Raw genomic sequence first — 20175 nt, 5'->3', positions numbered from 1 at the left:
CCCGTCCCCCTCACGCCCCACGCCGCAGCGGCGCCCGGCGCGCCCTCCTCGCCCTCGCCGCCCTGCCGCTCGCGGGCGCCGACGCCCTGGCGCAAGCCGCCGAGGACGGCGTCACCCTGCCGGAACTCTCCGTCGTCGGGGAGGCCGGCCGGAGCGGCTTCGGCGTCGCCTCGCCCCAGGGCTCGGCCCCCAGCGTCATCGAGCAGCCCGTGGGGCAGGTGGTGACCCAGGTCGGGCGCAGCGGCACGATCGGCGACCGACCCGCCAGCGATATCGGCTCGGTGCTCGTCAACAGCCCCGGAATCACCGTGCGCCAGGGCAACGGCGCGCGCGACGTCGTCATCTCGATCCGGGGCAACAACGCCCGCTCCACCGGCGTCACCAAGAACATGGTGGTCCTGGAGGACGGGTTCATCCTGACGCAGCCGGACGGCGCCTCCCGCTTCGACCTCGTCGATCCGCGCGCCTATTCCCGCATCGACGTGTTCCGCGGTCCGCAATCGGCCCTGTTCGGCAATTACGCCACCGGCGGCGCGCTGGCGTTCCGGACCCGCACCGGCCGCGAGATCGATGGCTACGAGATCGGCACCGATGCCGGCAGCTTCGGCTATCTCAGCAACTCTTTCACCGTCGGCGGCGTCAGCGGTCCGGTGGAGATCAGCCTGTTCGCCAGCGACGCGCGCGGCAACGGCTACCAGGACCATTCCTCCTACGACACCCAGACCATCAACCTGCTGGCGAGCTACACTCCGACCCCGGACAACCGCTTCACCCTGAAGGTGATCAACAACCAGGTGAACGCGGACCTTCCCGCCCGCTCCTCCCTCGACCAGTTCGGCATCAACCCCTACCAGCGCGGCTGCGCGGCGGCGGCCACCGCGGCCCCCGGCTGCACCCTCACCGGGCTCTTCGCCAATGGGGCTTACGGCACGAGGATCCCCGTCACGGCCGATGAAGGCGGCTTCGGCCGCAAGGACCGCCGCACCATCGTGGCGGCGCGCTGGGAGCACGATATCGACGCGCAGACCACGTGGCGCACGCAGCTCGGCTTCGACGAGCGCAACTTCAACCAGCCCTTCTATACGACCTCGTCGCGGGGCTCCTATCCGTCCTGGAACTTCCTCACCGACCTGACCCGGCGCGGCGACCTGTTCGGTCTCCCGGCGGTGGGCTACGTGGCGCTCGCCTACAACACCATCGACAACCACATCACGACATACAACCGCGCGCCCTATGGCGGGCCGACTCTCGGCGCGCTGATCGGCGAGCAGGAGGCGGTGCAATCGAATCTCGGCGGCCGTGCGCGGACGGAGGTCGCACTGTCTGACCAATGGACGGGTGTCCTCGGCATCGCGGCGGAGAACACCACCATCACCGGGCACAATCTCGCCTACGGCTATTCGGCGACGGCACGGACGACGACGGTGGCCACGACCGACCGCAGCTTCCTCAACGTCGCCCCCGAACTCGCCCTGGTCTACCGGCCGAACGGCGCCTGGGCGTTCCGGGGGCGGGCCGCCACGGGCTACACCACGCCGGCGGCGAGCAACCTGTTCATCACACCCGCCGGTCTTCCGGGCAGCAACACCCAGCTCCAGACCCAGGAGAATCTCGGATTCGACCTCGGCACTGATTGGACGCCCACGGAGAACCTGCGCCTCAGCCTGACCGGCTTCTACGAGTTCTTCCGCAACGAGCTCGTCTCGCAATCCCCCGGCGCCGGGTTCCTGAGCTACACGTTCAACGCCCCGGCCTCGGAGCATCGCGGCATCGAATTCGCGGCCGACTGGGCCTTCTCACCCGGATGGCGGGCGGTGGCCGCCTACACGTTCGACGACCAGATCTATACGAATTACACCGAGCAGCTCAGCGTCTGCTTGGTCAATCTCACGTGCCCTGGACGAGGATCGATCACGACGCTCTTCGACCGCGCCGGCAACGCCATTCCGGGGGTGCCCGCCCACCAGCTCCTCGCCCGCATCGGCTACGATCAGCCGACCGGGCCGCTCGCCGGCCTCGGCGCCTATGTGGAGGCGGTGGTCCAGGACGGGTTCTTCATCGACAACGCCAACCAGCTGAAGGCGCCGGGCTACACCCTCGTCAACGCCAACGTGCATTATGCGGCCGACCTCGCCGGCGGCTACGCCAAACGCATCAGCCTCTATGCGGAAGTCCGCAACGTCTTTGACGAGACCTACATCTCCTCGGCCCAGAACCTCGCGAACACCCTCAACACCACGAGCGGCCTGCAGAACGGTGCCGGTGTGCTCGCCGCCACCCCGGGCTCGGTCTTCGCCGGGGCGCCGCGCAACGTGGTCGCGGGGATGAGGCTGTCCTTCTGACGATGGCGACGGGCCGGATGCGGTATCCGGCCCGTCGCCATCGGGGCAGATCATGAGATCGGCCTATCGGCAGGTTGCCGTCACCAGGTCACCCGTGCCGTCACCATGGCCTAGAACGGCTCGCCCACGGCCACCAGCAGGTTGCTGGCCGCAGACGACGTATAATAGGTCTCGTCGAACAGGTTCTTGAGGTTGAGCTGGATCGTCGTCGCCCGCCCGTTCACCGCCGTGCGATAGGCGAGGAAGGCATCGCACACGAGGTAGTGAGGCATGGTGAAGGTGTTGGCGGCATCGCCCGGCCGCTCGCCGATGTAGCGGGTGCCGAAGCCGGCCTCGAGGAAACCAGGACCGAGGCGCAGAGAGCCGAGTTCGGCCGCCTGATTCACCGCGCCGAACTGGTGGGTGAGGAAGGCGGACGCCGTCACGCGCGGCGTGTTCTGAAGCTCCTTGCCCGCGAGCACCGGGTCCTCGGTCACGAGCGCCTGGGTGAAGCCGTAGCTGCCGATCACCGCCCAATCGGGCAGGATCTGGCCGGCGAAGTCGAGTTCGAACCCGCGCGAACGGGCCTTGCCGGCGGTGGTGGCGATCCGCGTTCCGTCCACCACCTGGGTGACCAGCACGTTGGCCTTCTCGACATCGAACATCGCTCCCGTCACGGTGAGGCCGGGCCCGAGATCCGCCTTCACGCCGACCTCGTAGGCCTCGCCCTCCTCGGGGGCGAGGGAGCCGTTGGTCTCCAGATCGGTGACGTTGGGCCGGAACGAGCGGCTGAAGCTGCCATAGAGCGAGAGATCGGGCGTCAGCTTGTAGACGATCCCGGCGCGCGGAACCGGCGTCACGCCGTTGATGTCGGTGGTGACCACGGAAGGCCGCCCGGCATAGGCGAGCTGGTCGTAGATCTGGGCGCTGACGCCAGCCACCAGGATGAGCTGGTCGGTGAGATGGACCGAATCCTGGAGATAGAGGCTGGTGTTGTTGAGCCGGTCGCGGACGTCGCTCCCCGTGAGCGAAACCCGGTCCGACGGTCCGAGGCGACCATAGATCGGGTCGAAGACGTTGAAGCCGCCCTGATTGACGCCGCGAATGGTGGTCTTGCGGAAGTAGTCCACCCGCTCGTACATCGCGCCGGTCAGGATGTCGTGCCGAAGGCCGAAGGTGTCGACCCGTCCGGTCAGGTCGAGGCGTGCCACATGCGCGTTGAAGTCGCCGCCTTGCGTGGAATCGGCCCGTCGGGTCAGGAAGCCCGTCTCGGCATTGTACGAGACCGCGCGGACCTGATTGTCGTCATAGCCGAGATGGCTGAAACTATAGCCGAAATGCAGCCGCCAATCGTCGTTGAAGCGATGCTCGATATCGAGGCTGGCGAGATGGCTCGTGGCGTCGACGCGGCTGAAGCGTTCGTCGAAGCGGCGGTCGCGCGGGACCCGTAGGGGCCGGCCGTTGCGCGGATCGAAGACGGTGCCGCGGTCGAACGGGATATTGTAATGCGAGAACTCGTAGGCCACCGTCACCTTGGTGTCGTCACCCTTCCAGGTGAGCGACGGGGCCACGACCTGCCGTTCGATCGCGCCGAAATTGCGCCAGTATTGATAATCCTGGAAGTCGCCGACCACCCGGTAGGCGAGGTTGGTGCCTTCGATCGGCCCGGTCACGTCGGCCTGGACGAGGCCGCCGCCGAAACTCGTCCCCGTGATGTTGAGTGCGCCATGCGAGGCGAATTCGGGACGTTTCGAGACGAGGTTGATGAGACCGCCGGGCTCCGAGATGCCGTAGAGGAGTGAGGCGGGGCCTTTCAGCACCTCCACCTGCTCGATGGCGTAATTGAAGTTCTGCTGCAGGACCGTGCGGCGGCCGTCCCGCAGGATCGAGCTGTCCCGCGTGGTCCCGAATCCGCGGCGGATCACGCCTTCCTGCGTGCCGCCGAGGCTGTTGGCCTGGGCGGTGCCGCTGACGTTGCGCAAGGCCTCGTCGAGGGACAGCACGCGCTGGTCGCGCAGGACCGTGGCGGGCACCACGGCGATGTTGGCGGGCGTATCGAGGAGCGAGGTGTCCGACCCGGCCCCGAAACTGGTGCGCCTGGGCTGGTACCCTATGGTGCCGCGGCCATCGCCGTCGACGGTGATCTGATCGAGGGACACGGCGGTCGGGGACGCGGCCTGCGCCGCCGCGCGGCCGTTCTGGGCCCAGGCCGTGTCGGCGAGGACGAGCGCGGCTCCGCCCGCGAGCAACCAGGGAAGGCGGCTGGCGGATCGGCGGTCGAGCCTCGCCGGTTGAGGCAGGCGTCCAGTCTGGTCTAGCATCGTCTACTCCTGAAACACTTGAGAACGACGAGTATAATCAAAGTCACGTCCTGACAATATCGAGTATAAACATTATAATTACTCTAAATATGCAGTTTAACGATATTTCATTATGCGTTATTTTTCATGTGATAAAATATTTCATCAGTCAGTAAATCTCCGACCGCTGATCTTCACTGCACAATAGTTTGTTCAAAAAGATAACGAGGCGATGTTCGGAGAGTAGCGGGCAACCCCAGGGAGGTGCGAAGGATTGGACGCATCGCGGTTCTGGTAGCACGAGGAAGCCGGGCGGATGTGTCTCGCGCTCCATGCCCCGATCGAACATCACGGCCCGTGGGCCATGGGCAGCGGCCTCGCGGAAGATCAGGGTGGTAACCGGAAGATCACATCTTGGCGGGAACTGGTACGGGCCGCGCCGACACCTCGGCAAGGTTGTAGCCTTCCCATGCGGAACGGCTTAGGGCGGTCGGCAAAGCTGGCGGTCTCCTGAGAGCTGCCGCGACGGAGGAGTTTCGGATGATCAGACGCGGCTACAAGGGGGCCCTCATCGCCGCCGGCCTCGGTGCCCTGGCCTGCATGGCCGGCACGGCACAGGCTGCCCAATGTGGCAACACGGCCAGCGGTTTCGAGGCGTGGAAGACCCAGTTTGCACAGGAGGCGAAGGGACGCGCCAGCGCCGCGAGCCTCGCCGCGCTGATGGAAACCTCCTATTCCGGCGCCACCATCTCGGCCGACCGGGGCCAGAAGAGCTTCCGCCTGACCCTCGACCAGTTCCTGGCCAAGCGCGGCGGCCCCACCATCGTTGCCCGCGGCCGCAAGTTGAAGCAGACCAATGCAGCGTTGTTCGACTCGATCGAGCAGCGCTACGGCGTGCCGGCCGGTCCGCTCCTAGCAATCTGGGGCATGGAGACGGGCTTCGGCGCGGTTCGCGGCAACATCAACACGCTGTCCGCCGTGGCGACCCTCGCCTACGATTGCCGCCGCTCGGACTTCTTCACCGACCAGCTCTACGCGGCCCTCACCCTCGTCGATCGCGGCATCCTCACTTCCGCGACCCGCGGCGCCGCCCATGGCGAGGTCGGCCACACCCAGTTCCTGCCCAAGAACGTGCTGACCTACAGCACCGGCGGAAGCCTCGACAGCGCTCCCAATGCGCTGAATGCCACCGCCAACTTCCTGAAAGGCCACGGCTGGAGGGCCGGAGCGGGCTACCAGCCGGGCGAGCCGAACTTCGCGGCGATCCAGGGATGGAACGCGGCCACCGTCTACCAGAAGGCGATCGCCCAGCTCGGACGCCAGATCGACGGCGAGTGACGGATCACGGGGCCTTTCGGGGCCCCGTTTTCATCGGGCCGGGCTTTTCGCGCCGGGGGCTCGCTCGGGGCTGCTGCCATAGGCCCACCTTGACTTGGCCTCTGCCTGATCGATCTTCCGGCTTCGACGATGGCGTCGCAGCGGGACATACTCCATGGCCGGGATCGTTCTCGCAGGGTTGATCGGGATGGTGGCGGGTCTGCGGACCATGACCGCGCCGGCGGCGATCGCCTGGGCGGCGCATCTCGGCTGGATCTCCCTCGACGGAAGCTGGCTCGCCTTTCTCGGCTACCGCTCGACGGCCGTCATCCTCACCCTTCTCGCGCTCGCCGAGTTCTTCACGGACATGCTTCCGGCCACACCGAGCCGCACCGTGCCCGTGCAATTCGCCGCACGGATCGCGAGCGGCACTCTCTGCGGCGGCGCGATCGGGATCGGTCTGGGACAGCCCGTCGCCGGAGCCCTGGCGGGCGCGGCCGGCGCCGTCATCGGGACGCTGGGCGGCGCCCGGGCGAGGGCGTGGATGGCCGCCTCCTTCGGTTCGGACAAGCCAGCGGCCTTCACCGAGGATGCCGTCGCCGTCCTCGCCGCGATCCTCGTCACGAGTGCGCTCTAGCGCGGCCTTCGAGCCTCGCCCCCGATCCGGTTTCTTCGCATCCTCTCCGTGACCAGAGACAGAATTGTCCTGGTCGAGGACCGGAAACCCGATTGGTGCGTTGCACTTCGTCACCACGCCTGACACCAGGGCGCTCCGTCGTGGGGAGCGACCATTCGGGGCCGGGCGGGGAGGGGACGATGCTTCTTCCACCCATCCGCCGAGTGCCCGGACCTGTCCGGCGCCGGCTTTCGACGGAGGCGGGGCAGGGACGTCGTGACAAGGTTGTCGTGACCGGGCCGGCAGGCACGGAAACTGATGGTCAGACCACAAGCGATCGAAAGTGAGGAATCCTGGCCTCCCGAACGATTGCTCACGCAAACGCAGACCCGACGCGTCGGGTCGACATGATGCCGGAGTTCCATTGATGGCCAAGATCCTGCTGGTGGAAGATCACGAAGAGATCTGGGACTTCCTGTCCCGCCGTCTCAAGCGACGCGGCTACGACGTCATCCTCGCCCATGACGGCGAGGCCGGCGTGCAGCAGGCGCGCGCCGGTCGCCCGGACGTGATCCTCCTCGATATGAACCTGCCCATCCTCGACGGCTGGTCGGCGGCCCGCGCCCTGAAATCCAGCGGCGACACCCGGAACATCCCGATCATCGCGCTCACCGCCCATGCCATGCTCGGTGACCGCGACAAGGCGATCCAGGCCGGCTGCGACGACTATCACCCCAAGCCCATCGACTTCTCCAAGCTGCTGACCCAGATCGGCGCGGCCTTGGGCGGCGCGGAAACCCCGGCCTGACCGCCGGTCCGATCCGAGACTTCGCGCCTCCCGCTGGGACGGGGCTTCCACTGACACGCGTCGAGACGAGAAGACCCATTCCCCATGAGTGACGATCCCATCACCGCGCGCCTGCTGCGGCAGGCGATGCCGGTGTTCACGATCCTGGCCTCGTGCCTACTGGTCGTCACCATCGCGTCGATTCTGTACTTCGGCCGCGACATCATCGTGCCCGTGGTCCTGGCGATTCTCCTCGGCTTCGTCCTGGTGCCCGCCGTGCGCCTCCTGAGACGGGCCTTGGTGCCGCGCGCCGCGGCGGCGCCCCTTGTCGTGGTGGCCGCTTTCGCGGCGATCATCGGGGTCGGGCTGCTCATCACCACCGAGGCGGGTCAGCTCGCCTCCGACCTGCCGCGCTACCAGATCACGATCCGCGAGAAGATCGCCTCGGTGAAGGAAGCGACATCGGGGAGTGGAACCCTGTCGCGCATCGTCGACATGGTGCAGGACCTCGGCGAGGAGCTGCAGCCCGCGCCCCCCAAGGACGAAGACCTTCCGGGCCGGTCCGGCAGCCGCGCCAATCCGCTCCATGTGGTGATGACCGCCCCGCAGGCCGCGCTCACCACGACGCTCGGTGCCTTCGTCGGGCCGATCCTGCACCCGCTCGCCACCGCCGGCCTGATCCTCCTCTTCACGATCTTCATCCTGCTGCAGCGGGAGGATCTGAGGAACCGCGCCATCCGGCTCGCCGGCTCGGGTGACCTGCGTCGCACCACGGCGGCCATCGACGACGCCACCAACCGGCTCAGCCGGTTCTTCCTCGCGCAGCTCGCCCTCAACATCGCCTTCGGCGCGGTCATCGGCACCGGCCTCTGGTTTATCGGCGTGCCGAGCCCGATCCTGTTCGGCGTGCTCGCGGCGATCCTGCGCTTCGTGCCCTATATCGGCGGCGCCATCAGCGCCCTGCTGCCGCTGATCCTGGCGGCGGCGGTGGATCCCGGCTGGTCGATGGTCATCGCCACCGCGCTCCTGTTCCTCATCGTCGAGCCCATCGCCGGCCACGTGGTCGAGCCGCTGCTCTATGGCCATTCCACCGGCCTCTCGCCGCTGGCGGTGATTCTGGCGGCCACCGTCTGGACCTTCCTGTGGGGACCGATCGGCCTCGTCCTCGCGACACCGATCACCGTCTGTCTCGTCGTCCTCGGCCGCCACGTGGACCGGCTCTGGTTCCTCGACGTCATCCTCGGCGACCAGCCCGCCCTGGCGCCCCCGGAGATCTTCTACCAGCGCATGCTCGCCGGAGACCCGGCCGAGGCGATCGAACAGGGCCGGCAGGTGCTGAAGGCGCGGGCGTTGGTGACCTATTACGACGAGGTCGTGCTGGCGGGCCTTCGCCTCGCCCAGGACGACCTCGCCCGCGGGGCCCTCGACCGGTCGCGCCAGAGCGAGGTCGGCGCGGCGATCCGCACCGTGGTCGACAGGCTCAAACTCGCGCCGATCAAGCGGTCGGGCTCGGCCGGCAGCGCCGAGGCCGCCGCCGCCATTGCCGCCGCCGGGCCGGATCGCAGCAGCGCCGGCATCGTCCTGGCGCGGGGCGACCTCGCCGCGAACTGGCGCGGCGCCACCCCGATCCTCTGCGTCTCGAGCCGCGGTCCCTTCGACGAGGCGGCGACCCTGATGCTGAGCCAGATCCTCGGCCGTCACGGCCTCGCCGCCCAGATGACCTCGCTCGCCGACCTGCGCGCCGACAAGCGGCCCGAACGCGCGGACGAGATCGCGATGATCTGCTTCTCCTATCTCGAACCGGTCAGCCTCTCGCAGATCCGTCTCACCGTCCGGCAGGCCCGCAAGGAGCTTCCCGACGTAAAGGTGCTCGTCGGGTTCTGGCGCGAGCGCGACCCCTCGACCCTCGACCGCCTGCGCCGGACCACCTCCGCCGACGTGCTGGTGACCTCCCTCAACGACGCCCTCGACGCGGCCCTGCGCTATGCCGCACCGGGGCGGGCGGGACGCGGCTGAGGCCATGGCCGATCGCGATCCGACCCCCGCCCACGCCGCCACCGAGGGGCTCCTGGCCCGTATCGCGGAAGCGGACGGGCAACCCTTCCGCGCCAATGACGAGCGGCTCGCTTTGTCCGGCCTCCGGGCCGGGCGCGAGGCCCTGCTGGCGCGCATCCCGCCCGGCGCGGCGGCGCCCCCATGGTGGGACGCCAGGCATCGCGGCCTCGGCCTGTGCCGCGCGCATCTCGATGGGGCCGACCTCGTCGAGGCCGACCTCTCCGGCGCCAACCTGTCCGGCGCCTCCCTCGTCGGGGCGCTGGCCCGCTCCGCCCGGTTCGAGGGCGCGATCCTGGAGGAGGCAAATTTCAGCGAGGCCGATTGCAGCGGCGCGAACTTCACCGGCATCGTCGGCGGCGAGGCGCATTTCTCCGACGCCATGCTGGAGGATGCCGACTTCACCGGCGCGACCATGCGCTTTGCCCGGATGCAGCGCGCCCTTCTCGACGGGGCGACCTTCGCCCGCGCCGATCTCTGGGGGGCCGATTTCACCGGGGCGGATGCCGATTACAGCCGGTTCGACGGGGGCCGTCTCGACGAGGCGAACCTCGCCGACATGAACCTGACCTTCGCCAATTTCGACGGGGCGAGCCTCAAGAAGGCACGTCTCACCGACTCGCGCCTGCGCGGCGCCAGCCTCTCCGGTGCCGCCCTCGACGGGGCCGACCTCTCCGGGGCCGACCTGTCCGAGACGAACCTCGTGCGCCTCAACCTGATGTCTTGCCGCCTGCGCCATGCCCGGTTCTCGGGCGCGCTCCTCACCGGCGTCCGCTTCCGGGTGGACCAGCTCGGCGGCGCGGTGGGCGAGGAGATCGCGGGCGAATACGAGGCCGCGCAGGCGAGCTACCTCGCCATCGAGCACAACATGAAGAGCATCGGCAGCCATGACGAGGCGAGCTGGGCCTACAAGCGCGGCCGTCGCATGGGCCGGCTCCATGCCGGCGCCGAGGCGCGGGCGGCCTGGGCCCGGCGGACCCGGTCACCCAGAACCTGGAAACCCGTCCTGCAATCGGGCTATCGCTGGGTCGCCGACCGGTTCGTGGAATGGCTGTGCGATTACGGGGAGAGCCTGTCGCGCATCGCCCGCGCCTTCGTGATCCTGATCTTCGTCTTCGGCGCCCTGTTCGGCATCGCCGGCGGGCTGATCCCCGAGGGCGGAAACGGAAGCGCGACGTACAATCCCCTCGACCTCCTCAGCTACAGCGCCCTCAACATGATGACGGCGAACCCGCCGGAAATTGGCGTCAAGCCGGTCGGGCGCTTCACCAACCTCCTCGTCGGGATCGAAGGCGCCGCCGGCATCATCCTGATGGGCCTGTTCGGCTTCGTCCTGGGCAACCGGCTGCGACGATAGGCACCCGCCGGAAACGCCGTCCCCGCACACCACCGATCCGTCATCGACATCACCGCGAGCCGCACCGATGGACACCCCGACCTCTTCCCGCCGCCTCTGGCGCTGGCGCGGCCCCAAGGCCGTTCCCACCGCCCTGCAGGGGATCCCCGGCTCTCCGGTGGCCTTCGGGCTGTTCGCCGTCGCCGTGGCCGCCGGCCTCGCCAATTACGTGTTCGCCGAGCGCAGCCGCACGGAAGCCTCCCGACAGCACGACATCATCACGCTGAACGAGCGCCTGCTCTCGACCATGAAGGATCTCGAGACGGGCATGCGCGGCTACACCCTGACGGGGATGCCGAACTATCTCACGCCCTACAAGCGCGCGGTCGACACCCTCGACGGCCAGATCGGCGAGCTCGACCGGCTGGAATCGGAATCCGCCGATCCCGGAACCGCCCGGCGCCGGGAATTGCGGACCCTCATCACGGGTGAGCGCGATTTCGCCCGCCGGGTGGTGGAAGCGCGGGATGCCAGCGGCTTCGACGCGGCCGTGATCCTGGTTCGGACCGGGGAGGGCAAGCGGATGATGGATGGCATCCGCGAAGCCACACGGGTCGGACAAGACCATGCCCGCGACAGCCTCGCCCGCTCCGAGACGACGGAATTCTGGCGTGGGCTGATCCTGTCCCTCGTCTGCGCGGCCTCGGCGCTCGCCGCGATGGGACTGCTGGGCCGCATCGCCCTGCTGCGCCGGCGCGACAGCCAGCGTATGACGGCGCTCCTCGACGGAGTCCTCGCCAATGCCCCCGTGGGCCTCGGCTTCCTCGACCACACCCTGGCGATCCGCCACATGAACCGCGCCCTGGAGACGATGAACGCGCGTGGTTTCCAGGCCTCCCTCGGCGGCCCGATCTGGGCCGCGATCCCGGAGCTCGAAGACCTGCTCCGTCCGAAATTCGAGGCGGCGCGGGACAAGGGCCTGATCACGCCCGATATCGACGTCGCCGTGCCGACCCCGAGTGCGCCGGGCGGCGTTCGCCATCTCCAGATCAGCGTCTATCCGCTGCCGGGCTCGGCGGGACTCTCCGACGGGACGGTGGACGGCGTCGGCTTCGTCGTCACCGACGAGACCCTGCGCAAGCTCACCGAGGAGCGCACGCGCCAGAGCGAGCAGCGCTTCCGCTCCCTCACCGAGGCCACCTCCTCCATCGTCTGGGCGACCCCGCCGGATGGCGGCTTCACCGTCGCCCCGTCCGAATGGACGCGCTTCACCGGCCAGAGCCCGACGGAGGCCGCCGGCCACGGCTTCCTCGGCGCGATCCACCCCGACGACCGCGACAAGACGCAGGCGGCCTGGGACCATGCGGTCTCGCACGTCACCCTCTACGAGATCGAGCACCGGATCCGCCGTCATGATGGCGTGTGGCGCCACATGGCCGTGCGCGGCGTCCCCATCCTCGACGAGGCGGGGACGGTCCGCGAATGGGTCGGCGCCCATACCGACATCACCGCGCGGAAGGAAGCCGAGCAGGCGCTGGAAGCCGCCAAGGAATCGGCGGAGGAGGCCAACCGCGCAAAGAGCCAGTTCCTCGCCAACATGAGCCACGAGCTGCGCACGCCGCTCTCGGCGGTGATCGGCTATTCGGAGATGCTGCAGGAGGAGATGGAGGATCTCGGCCAGGAGAGCCTGCTCGCCGACATGCGCAAGATCGAGGCGAATGCCCGCCATCTCCTCGGCCTCATCAACGACGTCCTCGACCTCTCGAAGATCGAAGCCGAGCGCATGGAGATCTACGCCGAGGACTTCCCCGTCGCCGAGATGGTGCGCGAGGTCGCCTCCACCGTGGACGCCCTCATCGGCAAGAAGGGCAACGCCCTCGACCTCGACCTCGCCGAGGATCTCGGGCTCGCCCATACCGACCAGACCAAGCTGCGCCAGTGCCTCATTAATCTCCTCAGCAACGCGGCGAAGTTCACCGAGAACGGGCGGATCACCCTCTCAGCCGTGCGCGAGGGTGATCGCGAGGACGCCTGGCTCGTCTTCCGCGTCGTCGATACCGGCATCGGCATGAGCCCGGAGCAGCAGGCCAAGCTGTTCGAGCGCTTCACCCAGGCCGATGCCTCGACCACGCGCCGTTTCGGCGGCACCGGCCTCGGCCTCGCCATCACCCGCGCCTTCTCCACCATGCTCGGCGGGCAGATCGACGTGGCGAGCCGCGAAGGGGAGGGCACCACCTTCACGATCCGGATCCCCGCCCGCTACGTCGAGGTGCAGCCCGCCTCCGCGATCGCCCATGACGGCCCCGCAACGGCGCCCTCCGGCACCGCCAAGGGGGATCAGGTCCTGATCATCGACGACGATCCCGCGACCCGCGATCTCCTGACCCGCTATCTCGAGAAGGACGGCTTTCGCGTGGCCAGCGCGGCGGACGGGCGAGAGGGCCTGGAGCGCGCCCGCGCCCTGCGCCCACGGGTGATCCTCCTCGACGTGACCATGCCGCGCATGGACGGCTGGTCGGTGCTGCGGGCGCTCCGCGCCGATCCCGATCTCGGGGCGACGCCGGTGATCATGGTCACGGTGCTCGACGAGCAGAGCCTCGCCTTTTCCCTCGGCGCCACCGACTACCTGCACAAGCCCATCGAATGGGGACACCTGAAGGAAGCAATGGAGCGCTTCCGGGCCACGGGCTCCGATGGCCCGGTCCTCGTGGTGGACGACGATGCCGATGTGCGCGAGCGGATGACCGCGATGCTCACCCGCGAGGGCTGGCGCGTGACCTCCGCCGAGCACGGCCGGGCCGGGCTGGAGGCGGTGGCGGTAAAAAAGCCCTGCCTCATCCTCCTTGACCTGATGATGCCGGAGATGGACGGGTTCGGCTTCCTCCGCGTCCTGCGGGCGAAACCCGAATGGCGCGACATCCCGGTGGTCGTGCTCACCGCCAAGGACGTCACCGCCGACGACCGCCGGCGTCTGGCCGGCCAGGCCGACCGGGTGCTGCAGAAGGGCCAGCTCAGCCTGTCCGACCTCGCCGACGCCCTCCGCTCCCTGGTCACGTCGTAGAGCACTCTCCGCCGAAGTGGATGCCGGTTCGGCGACAAAGAGCGCGGCAGAACAAAGGCCTGGAGATGTGCCCCGACCCAACGTGGTCGGGCGCAGCTCGAGGCGGGCGGAGCGCCGTCACACAGCCGGTCTGCCGCGGTGCCTGCGCGCGCGCTGCGCGCTGGGCAGGCTGTCCGGCACGAGGGTGGCCACGACGGGGTTGGGGAAATGGTCGAACGCCGCGCCCGTGGCGGCATCGACGCCGATGCCGATGATGCCGCCGGCGATGACGTTACCCGCCATGCCGGCCGCCCCGGTTCCCACCACCTTGGTTCGCACGGGAATGGTCTCGGGCTGGAAGCCGGGCTTGACGAAGGTGACGTCGAACTCGTCGGAACGGTCGACATCGAGGGAGCAGGGCGTGGCCGGGCAGGCATAGCCCTTGGTGCTGGTCATCGTGGCGCCAGTGGGCTCCGTCTGGAACGCCATCTTCTCGGAGGTTCCGCGCGTGATGCTGCCGCACGCTCCCAATCCGAGCACACCGAGACCCACCGCGGCCATCGCCGCAGCCCTGACAACCCGATCCATCATGACGTCCCCCCCACGCGCCGCATTCTCAGTCGGCAAACGGTTGTGGCGTGACGGGTCTCGTCCCGCAAGGGTAGCGGCGCGCACCTTCGGCTCCGGTACACAGGCCTCCGCCGCATAGTCGCGGCGTGCCTCCCAGGGGAGAGACGGTTCAGATCGTCTCGTAGGCGAAAAGCAGCGTGATCGTGGACAGTCCGAGGAGGCCGATGACGAAGCAGATGTCGGCGACACGCTCCAGCCGAAGCGCGAGGGGACGGTCGTCGTCAAGGCGCATAGAGAGATACGAGGCGGCCGCACTGACGAGGAACAGGATCGCCGTCAGGGACACGGCCTCGTCCACGTGACTCGGGCCGATCTGGGCCTCGGCGATCTTCACCAGCCCGACCAGCGTCGTGCACACGCCGATCATCGTTCCCGCGGCGGGCAGGATGTGCTGGGACAGGGCTCGGGCGCCGTGCACGCCCCTCGGGCTTCGTCCGTTCATGCGTGGCTCCGGCGCCTGGAAACGTTCAGGCCGGATCGACTATCGCATGATCGATGTCAGGTCTTCGAGACCTCGTCCCGCCCGGACCAAGGCACGACGATAGCGAAAAGGAACCGCCGGCCGGATGTTCCCGGCCGTGCGGCATGCGATCAAATCGCCTTCTGTGGATCGACGGTCCCGGTGTCCGTCGCGCTCCCGTCGCCGGCGGCCTCGTCGAAGGCCTGTATCCAGGCGGCGTGATCGTCGCTGCCTTCGGAATAGGGACAGCTGTCGCGTGTCTTGCCGTAGAGGCGGGCGTTCCGGCCCTTGATGAAGGGGCTATCGCTCGCGGTGGCGCCGTCGCTCATGGCTCGTTTCCCATCCCGACTGTTTCTGGAGCCGGGGAAACGCGACAATGGGGAGGAGGATCGATTCCATCACGCCCCTGCGACGAAAAACCCGCCGCGGCGAGAGCCGGGCGGGTAAAGGTGGAGTCTCTTAGCCAGATCAGAATGGGCTCAAGCGCCGTGGGTTCCCTCATCCGCCGCAAGCGGACGGTTTCCGCCACATGACCTCTGCGGCTTGCGCGGAGCTCATGGGAATGGCAGTCCCGTCGACATATGCCGTAACAGGAAGCCGCCTTGTCCGCGCAACTGCAGACGATAGCCGGGATCGTCATCTATCATCCCGACGAGGCGAACCTCCTTCGCCTCGTCGGCGCGCTGGCGCCCGACGTGCGGGAGATCGTGATCTACGCCAATTCCGCCGTCTCCTCGCAGGATGAGGACCGCCTGCGCGCGGCGGCGCAGGGCACGGACCTCTTCGTGATGCGGCCCGGCGGCAATCTCGGCCTCGGCGCCGCTTACAACGCTCTCTTGGACCATACCCACCGTCAGGACGGTGCCTTCCTGTTCCTCCTCGATCAGGACAGCCTGCCACCGACGGGTACGATCCCGCGGCTCGCCGCGATCCACGCGCGCCTGTGCGAGGCAGGCGAGCGGCCCGCCATCGTTGGCCCGCGACCGACGGATTGGTCCGGCAAGCCGCTGCGATCTCCGCCCCAACAGGGAGGCAGCGGAAACGCGGCGCATGCGTCCCGCGTCCAGTTCGTGATCTCGTCAGGTTCCCTCGTGAATTGCGAGGCAGCGCGCGCCATCGGTCCGTTTCGCGCGGATTTCTTCATCGATGCCATCGACGTGGAATGGTGCATGCGGGCCAACCACCGCGGTTACTCCATCTGGATCGCGGAGGACGTCCCGATGGCGCACGAGCTCGGCCGCGGCCGGATCCGGCTCCCTTTTGGTCTCACGCCAACGGACCAGCCGCCGCGACGGCTCTACACCTTTCTGCGCAACCAGTTGGCGATGCTTCGCATGCGCCACGTGCCCGTCGGCCACAAGGCCCGGACGCTCGTCCTCCTCCCCCTGCGCATCATCGTGTATCTCCGGCAGAACCGCTGCTCGCGCGAGGTCCGGAAAGCGCTCTGGCGCGGCGTGATCGACGGCGCCCGAGCCGAACTCGGCCCTCCGGAAACCGCGCTCGGGAGGTCGGCCCGCCGGCAGGACAATCGCGAGACGGCATTGAAACGGCCCGAGTAAAGCCTGCAGGCGGAGCCACCCCCGTCCGGGCGGCGATGACGACGGCCGTTTCGGCGCCCGTCTGTGGCTATTCCACCGCCGAAAGCATCGAACTGCATTCTGCCGCTCCGGCTCTTGCATCACTTCAGGATTCGACCGTCGAGACCGCGAACGCTGAAGCCATCGGCCCAGGCCGAAATCGTGAAGCACCGCTCGATTGCATGGTGGAGGGTTGCGTCGAGCTGGCGCGCCTCGGGTTCGAAATCCTCCGGGCGGAGCTGGAGCTGCCGAAGGCGCGCAAGTGCCGCCGGCCGAAACCAGAACATGGACCCCTCGAAGAAGCCCAGACGGACGGCGTCGTCCGGCATGTCCATCTGCCGCACGATGGCCCTGACACGCGCTTCGTTGGCCATCCAGTAGGATGGCGCTGCGCGGTAACAGGCCTTCCAGCCGATCAGACCGGTATCGGGCGTTTCGAACGCAGCCAACAGCCGAAGAGTCGCGTTGCGACCGCCCGCCAGCATGGTGAAGAGAAGTTTGCGTCTGATCTCGCCGTCCAGCAGATGCGGACTGCGTTTGGTGTGCAGCTTCAGGACCGCATCATAAGGGTCGAACGTCCCGGCATTGAGCAATGCGATGAAAGGGGCGATGTCACGACCCCGATTCTCGCACGGGTGGAGGATCGCCCCTGGAATGCCCTGAAGCAGATGCCGAGCCTGCTTGATCCTTTCGCTCGGAACCGTGAGGTGAAGCGGAGCCCCACCGGGCAGCGTTGCCCAGCAAGCCAGGATCTCGGGCAAGAGATCGAGGTAGTACACGTGCGCGACGACGGCCGTCCGAACGTCGGGATGACGCGCAGGCGCGCCGAACCGCACCACCGCCTGTCGCAGGCGCTGGCCGGCCGGCGATACGAAGGCGGCGCCGAGCGTCAGTGCAGAAATCTTATGATAGACGTGGCGGCCATAAGCGCGAGACCGGAATCCGAGACGGCCGATGGCTGTCAGGCGTGCCGGAAAGGCCATGAGCAGGGTCTTGTTCCAAGTGAGAAGCCGCGTCGTCGAAGGTCGTCCATGCCCTCCTCAGTAAGGAATTTCGTTTTCTATTCCAAGGTGTGAGCATGATCGCGAGAATCGCGGACCCTGAAGGCAACCCGAAATTTCGAGCGGTCCCTTTGCCGTGACGGAGGGATCGGTTGGACAGAGGCCTCCGCATTCATAGAGCGCTGAAGTCGGAGATCTATTGAAGGACACAAGCGGAAATGTCATGCGCTCGCCGCATTACCGCACAATGTTTCACGATAGCATGGATCATCCGATTCAGGCTGCGAGGAGGTTCCGTAGTCTTCAGAAAGACTTCCAATGCAGTCAGGCCAAAAACCAACCTTGACTGGGTTCCCATAAGTTACTCACAGTGCATAGCCTAAACCGCTTATAAAGAGGAAAACACGATTTCATCCATGATCGCGATATGATCTAGTTTAGCAAACCCGCTTCGTGTGCCGTTCACCACCTTGGATCACTAGATGTTTGATAAGCTCTGTTTGTTCGCACATTTTGACCAAGATGATTTGGTCGCAGATTACGTGATCTACTACCTTGAGGCAATTCGGGCAGTCGGATTCGAGATTGTCGTTATATCGACTTCGCGTCTCTCTATGGAAGATGTTTTCCGCCTGCAGTCCGTGGCTCACGACGTCCTTCTGCGCGAGAATAAGGGACACGACTTTGCCTCTTGGGCGCTGGGCATCGAGCGTTATGCCGAGCTTGTCTCCGGGCAGTTGATGATCGCAAACGACAGTGTCTACGGCCCGATCGGCGACCTCAACCGGACACTCGAACGCCTGACGAGCATACCGGCAGACTTCTACGGAATGATCGAGAGCGCCGAAATAGCGCCCCACCTACAAAGCTGGCTGATCGTCTTCGAGCCTGCGGCACACTTCAGTGCAGCCTTTAGAACCTTATTCAGACAAGATTTCTATAAAATGTCAAAAATCGAAATCATTCGAAATGGCGAGATAGGATTATCTCAAAGCTTATTATCGCACGGATTTCGTATGAGATCCATTTTTAATGGCCAATTCAAAAATGGGGAAAATCTCAAAATACCATCGAATTTCAGTCATTTCCTATGGCAAGAAATTATAGAATTTGAAGACATACCTTTCCTTAAAGTCGAACTTCTACGTGTAAACCCCTCTCGTATTACGTCACTTGACACGTGGAAAGACGTCGTCATGGGACGAAGCCCAGACCTTGTGCCGATGATTGAAAACCACCTTGCCCGCACGTCAATTGGCCGGCAGAACAATGCTTTGCCCATTCGTGACCTATCGATATTTCGCAATAAATTACAGCATTACATTAAGCACGATTATACTCACGCTTCAGCCGGACACACAATATTAGTAAGACTCAATTTATTATATTTTTGGTTGCAAAGATTATGGCCCGCTATTTTACGTCGATCATCTTATCTTACATCGTGCATTCGGATCTCTATTATCAATATTTTTAGCAAGAAGATTAAGAAATAAGTTGCAACAATAACAGATCGCACCAAAGATTCTCGATATGATATGGATTGGGTAAATGATTTAGATTTGCGCGGTCGTATTGAGGCGAGTATTGAATCAAGGTTGGCGGGCGGAGGGTTAAATGTTTGATCCCAGGATTTGATGGTGCATACTTCACATCGGAGTGGAGGGACGCGCGATGGGCCAGATTCGTCACGGCAGCGCCACGACGACTGAGGCTATCCGTCGAGCGATCCAACATAGTCAAACGAGCCTGAAGGTGCTTTCGAAGCGCTAAGGGATCAACCCGAAGACGGTTGAAAAGTAGAATAAGCGGACCTCGGTCGCCAACCAGCGCACGGGGCCGAAGGATCCGCGTTCGACGATGCTGTTACCCGAGGACGAGGCGGTCGTCGTCGCCTTTCGCCGTCACACGCTCCTGACGCTCGACGCACCTGCAACGAAATCGACCACCGCCTCACCAAGCCGCGCCCCCCCCTGGACCAACGGTCAGGTCGAGCGGATGACCCGAAGGGCAGCATGAAGCAGCAGACCGCAGGATCAAAGACCCGACGGTTAAGCTCCACCACTACGGCAGCTCCGCGCTCTCCTCACCGGCTTTCTTAGCGTCTACAACCTCGCACACTGCTGGAAGCCTCTGCGGGGTCTCACGCCCTACGAGGCCATCTGCAAGGTATGGTCCGCCAGCCCAGCCGCTTCAGGTCAGACCCGCTCCACCAGATGCCGGGACCAAACATCTAGCTGACAGGTGATAATCAGCGATTGCCGGGTTGGGTCGGGTTGCGGCCGCCAACCCCGAACCCAAGAGATCTCCCATGACTGACGAGATGATGGCCCTGCACAGCCTCATGGGGGAGAGTACCGCCACGGATCCGCTACGCGCCATGATCGGTTCTGCGGCCAGACGACTGATCTAACGCACCGGGTATCGTGACAGGAACCGGCAGACGCGGGCTGGATCAACGCGAGGCGGCAGCGCCATCCAAGTTTGCTTGATGAAGAACGTGCTCGCCAATGCCGGCGGCTGTGCCATGTCGATCTATATCGCAACCGCCTTTTTCCCCCGGAGGACGCGGAGGCAGCCCGTCTGCGACAACGGCGGGGCGCAACCAGACCGGCCCAAGGCGCCCGAACTCGCGACCCCGATGGATAAGGACAAGCCTGACATACTGGGATACACGCCGTCTCAATTGCCCCACGGGTCAAGCTAAAGTCGACCGCCTCAACGGCGAGATCGAGCCA

At 66.0% G+C, this 20175-nt stretch carries 14 protein-coding genes and 1 pseudogene; 10 read left to right on the top strand and 5 right to left on the bottom strand.

Going from position 1 to position 20175, the window contains the following annotated elements; all coding sequences use genetic code 11:
- The coding region (locus FPV16_RS22475) for a TonB-dependent receptor family protein (protein WP_413629340.1) at positions 1-2342 on the top strand (2342 nt) is incomplete at its 5' end.
- Between the two features lie 110 nt (positions 2343-2452).
- On the opposite strand, the gene FPV16_RS22470 is transcribed toward FPV16_RS22475, so the two are convergent.
- On the bottom strand, positions 2453-4642 hold the full coding sequence (locus FPV16_RS22470; protein WP_227440714.1) for a TonB-dependent siderophore receptor: 2190 nt from the start codon (positions 4640-4642) through the stop codon (positions 2453-2455).
- A 519-nt stretch (positions 4643-5161) separates the two neighbouring features.
- On the opposite strand from FPV16_RS22470, the gene FPV16_RS22465 reads away from it, so the two are divergent.
- The 6 genes from FPV16_RS22465 (at position 5162) to FPV16_RS22440 (ending at position 13790) form a co-directional block, all read left to right on the top strand.
- On the top strand, positions 5162-5959 hold the full coding sequence (locus FPV16_RS22465) for a lytic transglycosylase domain-containing protein (protein ID WP_227440712.1): 798 nt from the start codon (positions 5162-5164) through the stop codon (positions 5957-5959).
- A gap of 154 nt (positions 5960-6113) precedes the next feature.
- The gene (locus FPV16_RS22460) at positions 6114-6575 is read left to right on the top strand and encodes a DUF4126 family protein (RefSeq protein WP_227440709.1); all 462 of its coding nucleotides are present in this window, start codon (positions 6114-6116) and stop codon (positions 6573-6575) included.
- 406 nt (positions 6576-6981) lie between these two features.
- Positions 6982-7362 carry a response regulator gene (locus FPV16_RS22455; RefSeq protein ID WP_227440708.1) on the top strand — a complete coding sequence of 127 codons (381 nt, stop codon included), beginning with the start codon at positions 6982-6984 and terminating at the stop codon, positions 7360-7362.
- Positions 7363-7446: 84 nt separating this feature from the next.
- Positions 7447-9357, top strand: coding sequence for an AI-2E family transporter (locus FPV16_RS22450; protein WP_227440707.1), 1911 nt, complete (start codon positions 7447-7449; stop codon positions 9355-9357).
- Positions 9358-9361: 4 nt separating this feature from the next.
- On the top strand, positions 9362-10750 hold the full coding sequence (locus tag FPV16_RS22445; protein ID WP_227440706.1) for a pentapeptide repeat-containing protein: 1389 nt from the start codon (positions 9362-9364) through the stop codon (positions 10748-10750).
- A gap of 67 nt (positions 10751-10817) precedes the next feature.
- Positions 10818-13790, top strand: a complete 2973-nt coding sequence (locus tag FPV16_RS22440) for a response regulator (protein WP_227440705.1) — start codon at positions 10818-10820, stop codon at positions 13788-13790.
- Positions 13791-13907: 117 nt separating this feature from the next.
- On the opposite strand, the gene FPV16_RS22435 is transcribed toward FPV16_RS22440, so the two are convergent.
- The 3 genes from FPV16_RS22435 to FPV16_RS22425 all read right to left on the bottom strand — a co-directional run bounded on the left by FPV16_RS22435 (position 13908) and on the right by FPV16_RS22425 (position 15188).
- Positions 13908-14357, bottom strand: a complete 450-nt coding sequence (locus FPV16_RS22435) for a translation initiation factor 2 (protein WP_413629342.1) — start codon at positions 14355-14357, stop codon at positions 13908-13910.
- Positions 14358-14508: 151 nt separating this feature from the next.
- A complete protein-coding gene (locus FPV16_RS22430) occupies positions 14509-14841 on the bottom strand; it encodes a hypothetical protein (protein WP_227440702.1) in 333 nt (110 codons plus the stop codon).
- Between the two features lie 149 nt (positions 14842-14990).
- Complete coding sequence (locus FPV16_RS22425; protein ID WP_227440700.1) at positions 14991-15188, bottom strand: Rmf/CrpP family protein; 198 nt, start codon at positions 15186-15188, stop codon at positions 14991-14993.
- Between the two features lie 273 nt (positions 15189-15461).
- Between FPV16_RS22425 and FPV16_RS22420 the strand changes: the two genes are divergently transcribed.
- The gene (locus tag FPV16_RS22420) at positions 15462-16418 is read left to right on the top strand and encodes a glycosyltransferase (RefSeq protein ID WP_227440699.1); all 957 of its coding nucleotides are present in this window, start codon (positions 15462-15464) and stop codon (positions 16416-16418) included.
- 119 nt (positions 16419-16537) lie between these two features.
- Here FPV16_RS22420 and FPV16_RS22415 read toward each other — a convergent pair whose 3' ends face one another.
- A complete protein-coding gene (locus tag FPV16_RS22415) occupies positions 16538-17419 on the bottom strand; it encodes a rhamnan synthesis F family protein (RefSeq protein WP_227440698.1) in 882 nt (293 codons plus the stop codon).
- A gap of 500 nt (positions 17420-17919) precedes the next feature.
- On the opposite strand from FPV16_RS22415, the gene FPV16_RS22410 reads away from it, so the two are divergent.
- Positions 17920-18933, top strand: a complete 1014-nt coding sequence (locus FPV16_RS22410) for a rhamnan synthesis F family protein (RefSeq protein ID WP_227440697.1) — start codon at positions 17920-17922, stop codon at positions 18931-18933.
- A gap of 178 nt (positions 18934-19111) precedes the next feature.
- Positions 19112-19363, top strand: a pseudogene (locus FPV16_RS26490) (IS481 family transposase); the annotation flags it as partial.
- Positions 19364-20175 lie beyond the last annotated feature (812 nt).

It is taken from the genome of Methylobacterium sp. W2, assembly GCF_020662345.1.
GTDB lineage: Bacteria > Pseudomonadota > Alphaproteobacteria > Rhizobiales > Beijerinckiaceae > Methylobacterium.
This window is presented reverse-complemented; position numbering and strand designations above follow the sequence as displayed.

Coding starts and splice junctions, on each gene's coding strand:
- FPV16_RS22470 (WP_227440714.1), bottom strand. CDS start 4,642: ATGCTAGACCAGACTGGACGCCTGCCTCAACCGGCGAGGCTCGACCGC.
- FPV16_RS22465 (WP_227440712.1), top strand. CDS start 5,162: ATGATCAGACGCGGCTACAAGGGGGCCCTCATCGCCGCCGGCCTCGGT.
- FPV16_RS22460 (WP_227440709.1), top strand. CDS start 6,114: ATGGCCGGGATCGTTCTCGCAGGGTTGATCGGGATGGTGGCGGGTCTG.
- FPV16_RS22455 (WP_227440708.1), top strand. CDS start 6,982: ATGGCCAAGATCCTGCTGGTGGAAGATCACGAAGAGATCTGGGACTTC.
- FPV16_RS22450 (WP_227440707.1), top strand. CDS start 7,447: ATGAGTGACGATCCCATCACCGCGCGCCTGCTGCGGCAGGCGATGCCG.
- FPV16_RS22445 (WP_227440706.1), top strand. CDS start 9,362: ATGGCCGATCGCGATCCGACCCCCGCCCACGCCGCCACCGAGGGGCTC.
- FPV16_RS22440 (WP_227440705.1), top strand. CDS start 10,818: ATGGACACCCCGACCTCTTCCCGCCGCCTCTGGCGCTGGCGCGGCCCC.
- FPV16_RS22435 (WP_413629342.1), bottom strand. CDS start 14,357: ATGGATCGGGTTGTCAGGGCTGCGGCGATGGCCGCGGTGGGTCTCGGT.
- FPV16_RS22430 (WP_227440702.1), bottom strand. CDS start 14,841: ATGAACGGACGAAGCCCGAGGGGCGTGCACGGCGCCCGAGCCCTGTCC.
- FPV16_RS22425 (WP_227440700.1), bottom strand. CDS start 15,188: ATGAGCGACGGCGCCACCGCGAGCGATAGCCCCTTCATCAAGGGCCGG.
- FPV16_RS22415 (WP_227440698.1), bottom strand. CDS start 17,419: ATGGCCTTTCCGGCACGCCTGACAGCCATCGGCCGTCTCGGATTCCGG.
- FPV16_RS22410 (WP_227440697.1), top strand. CDS start 17,920: ATGTTTGATAAGCTCTGTTTGTTCGCACATTTTGACCAAGATGATTTG.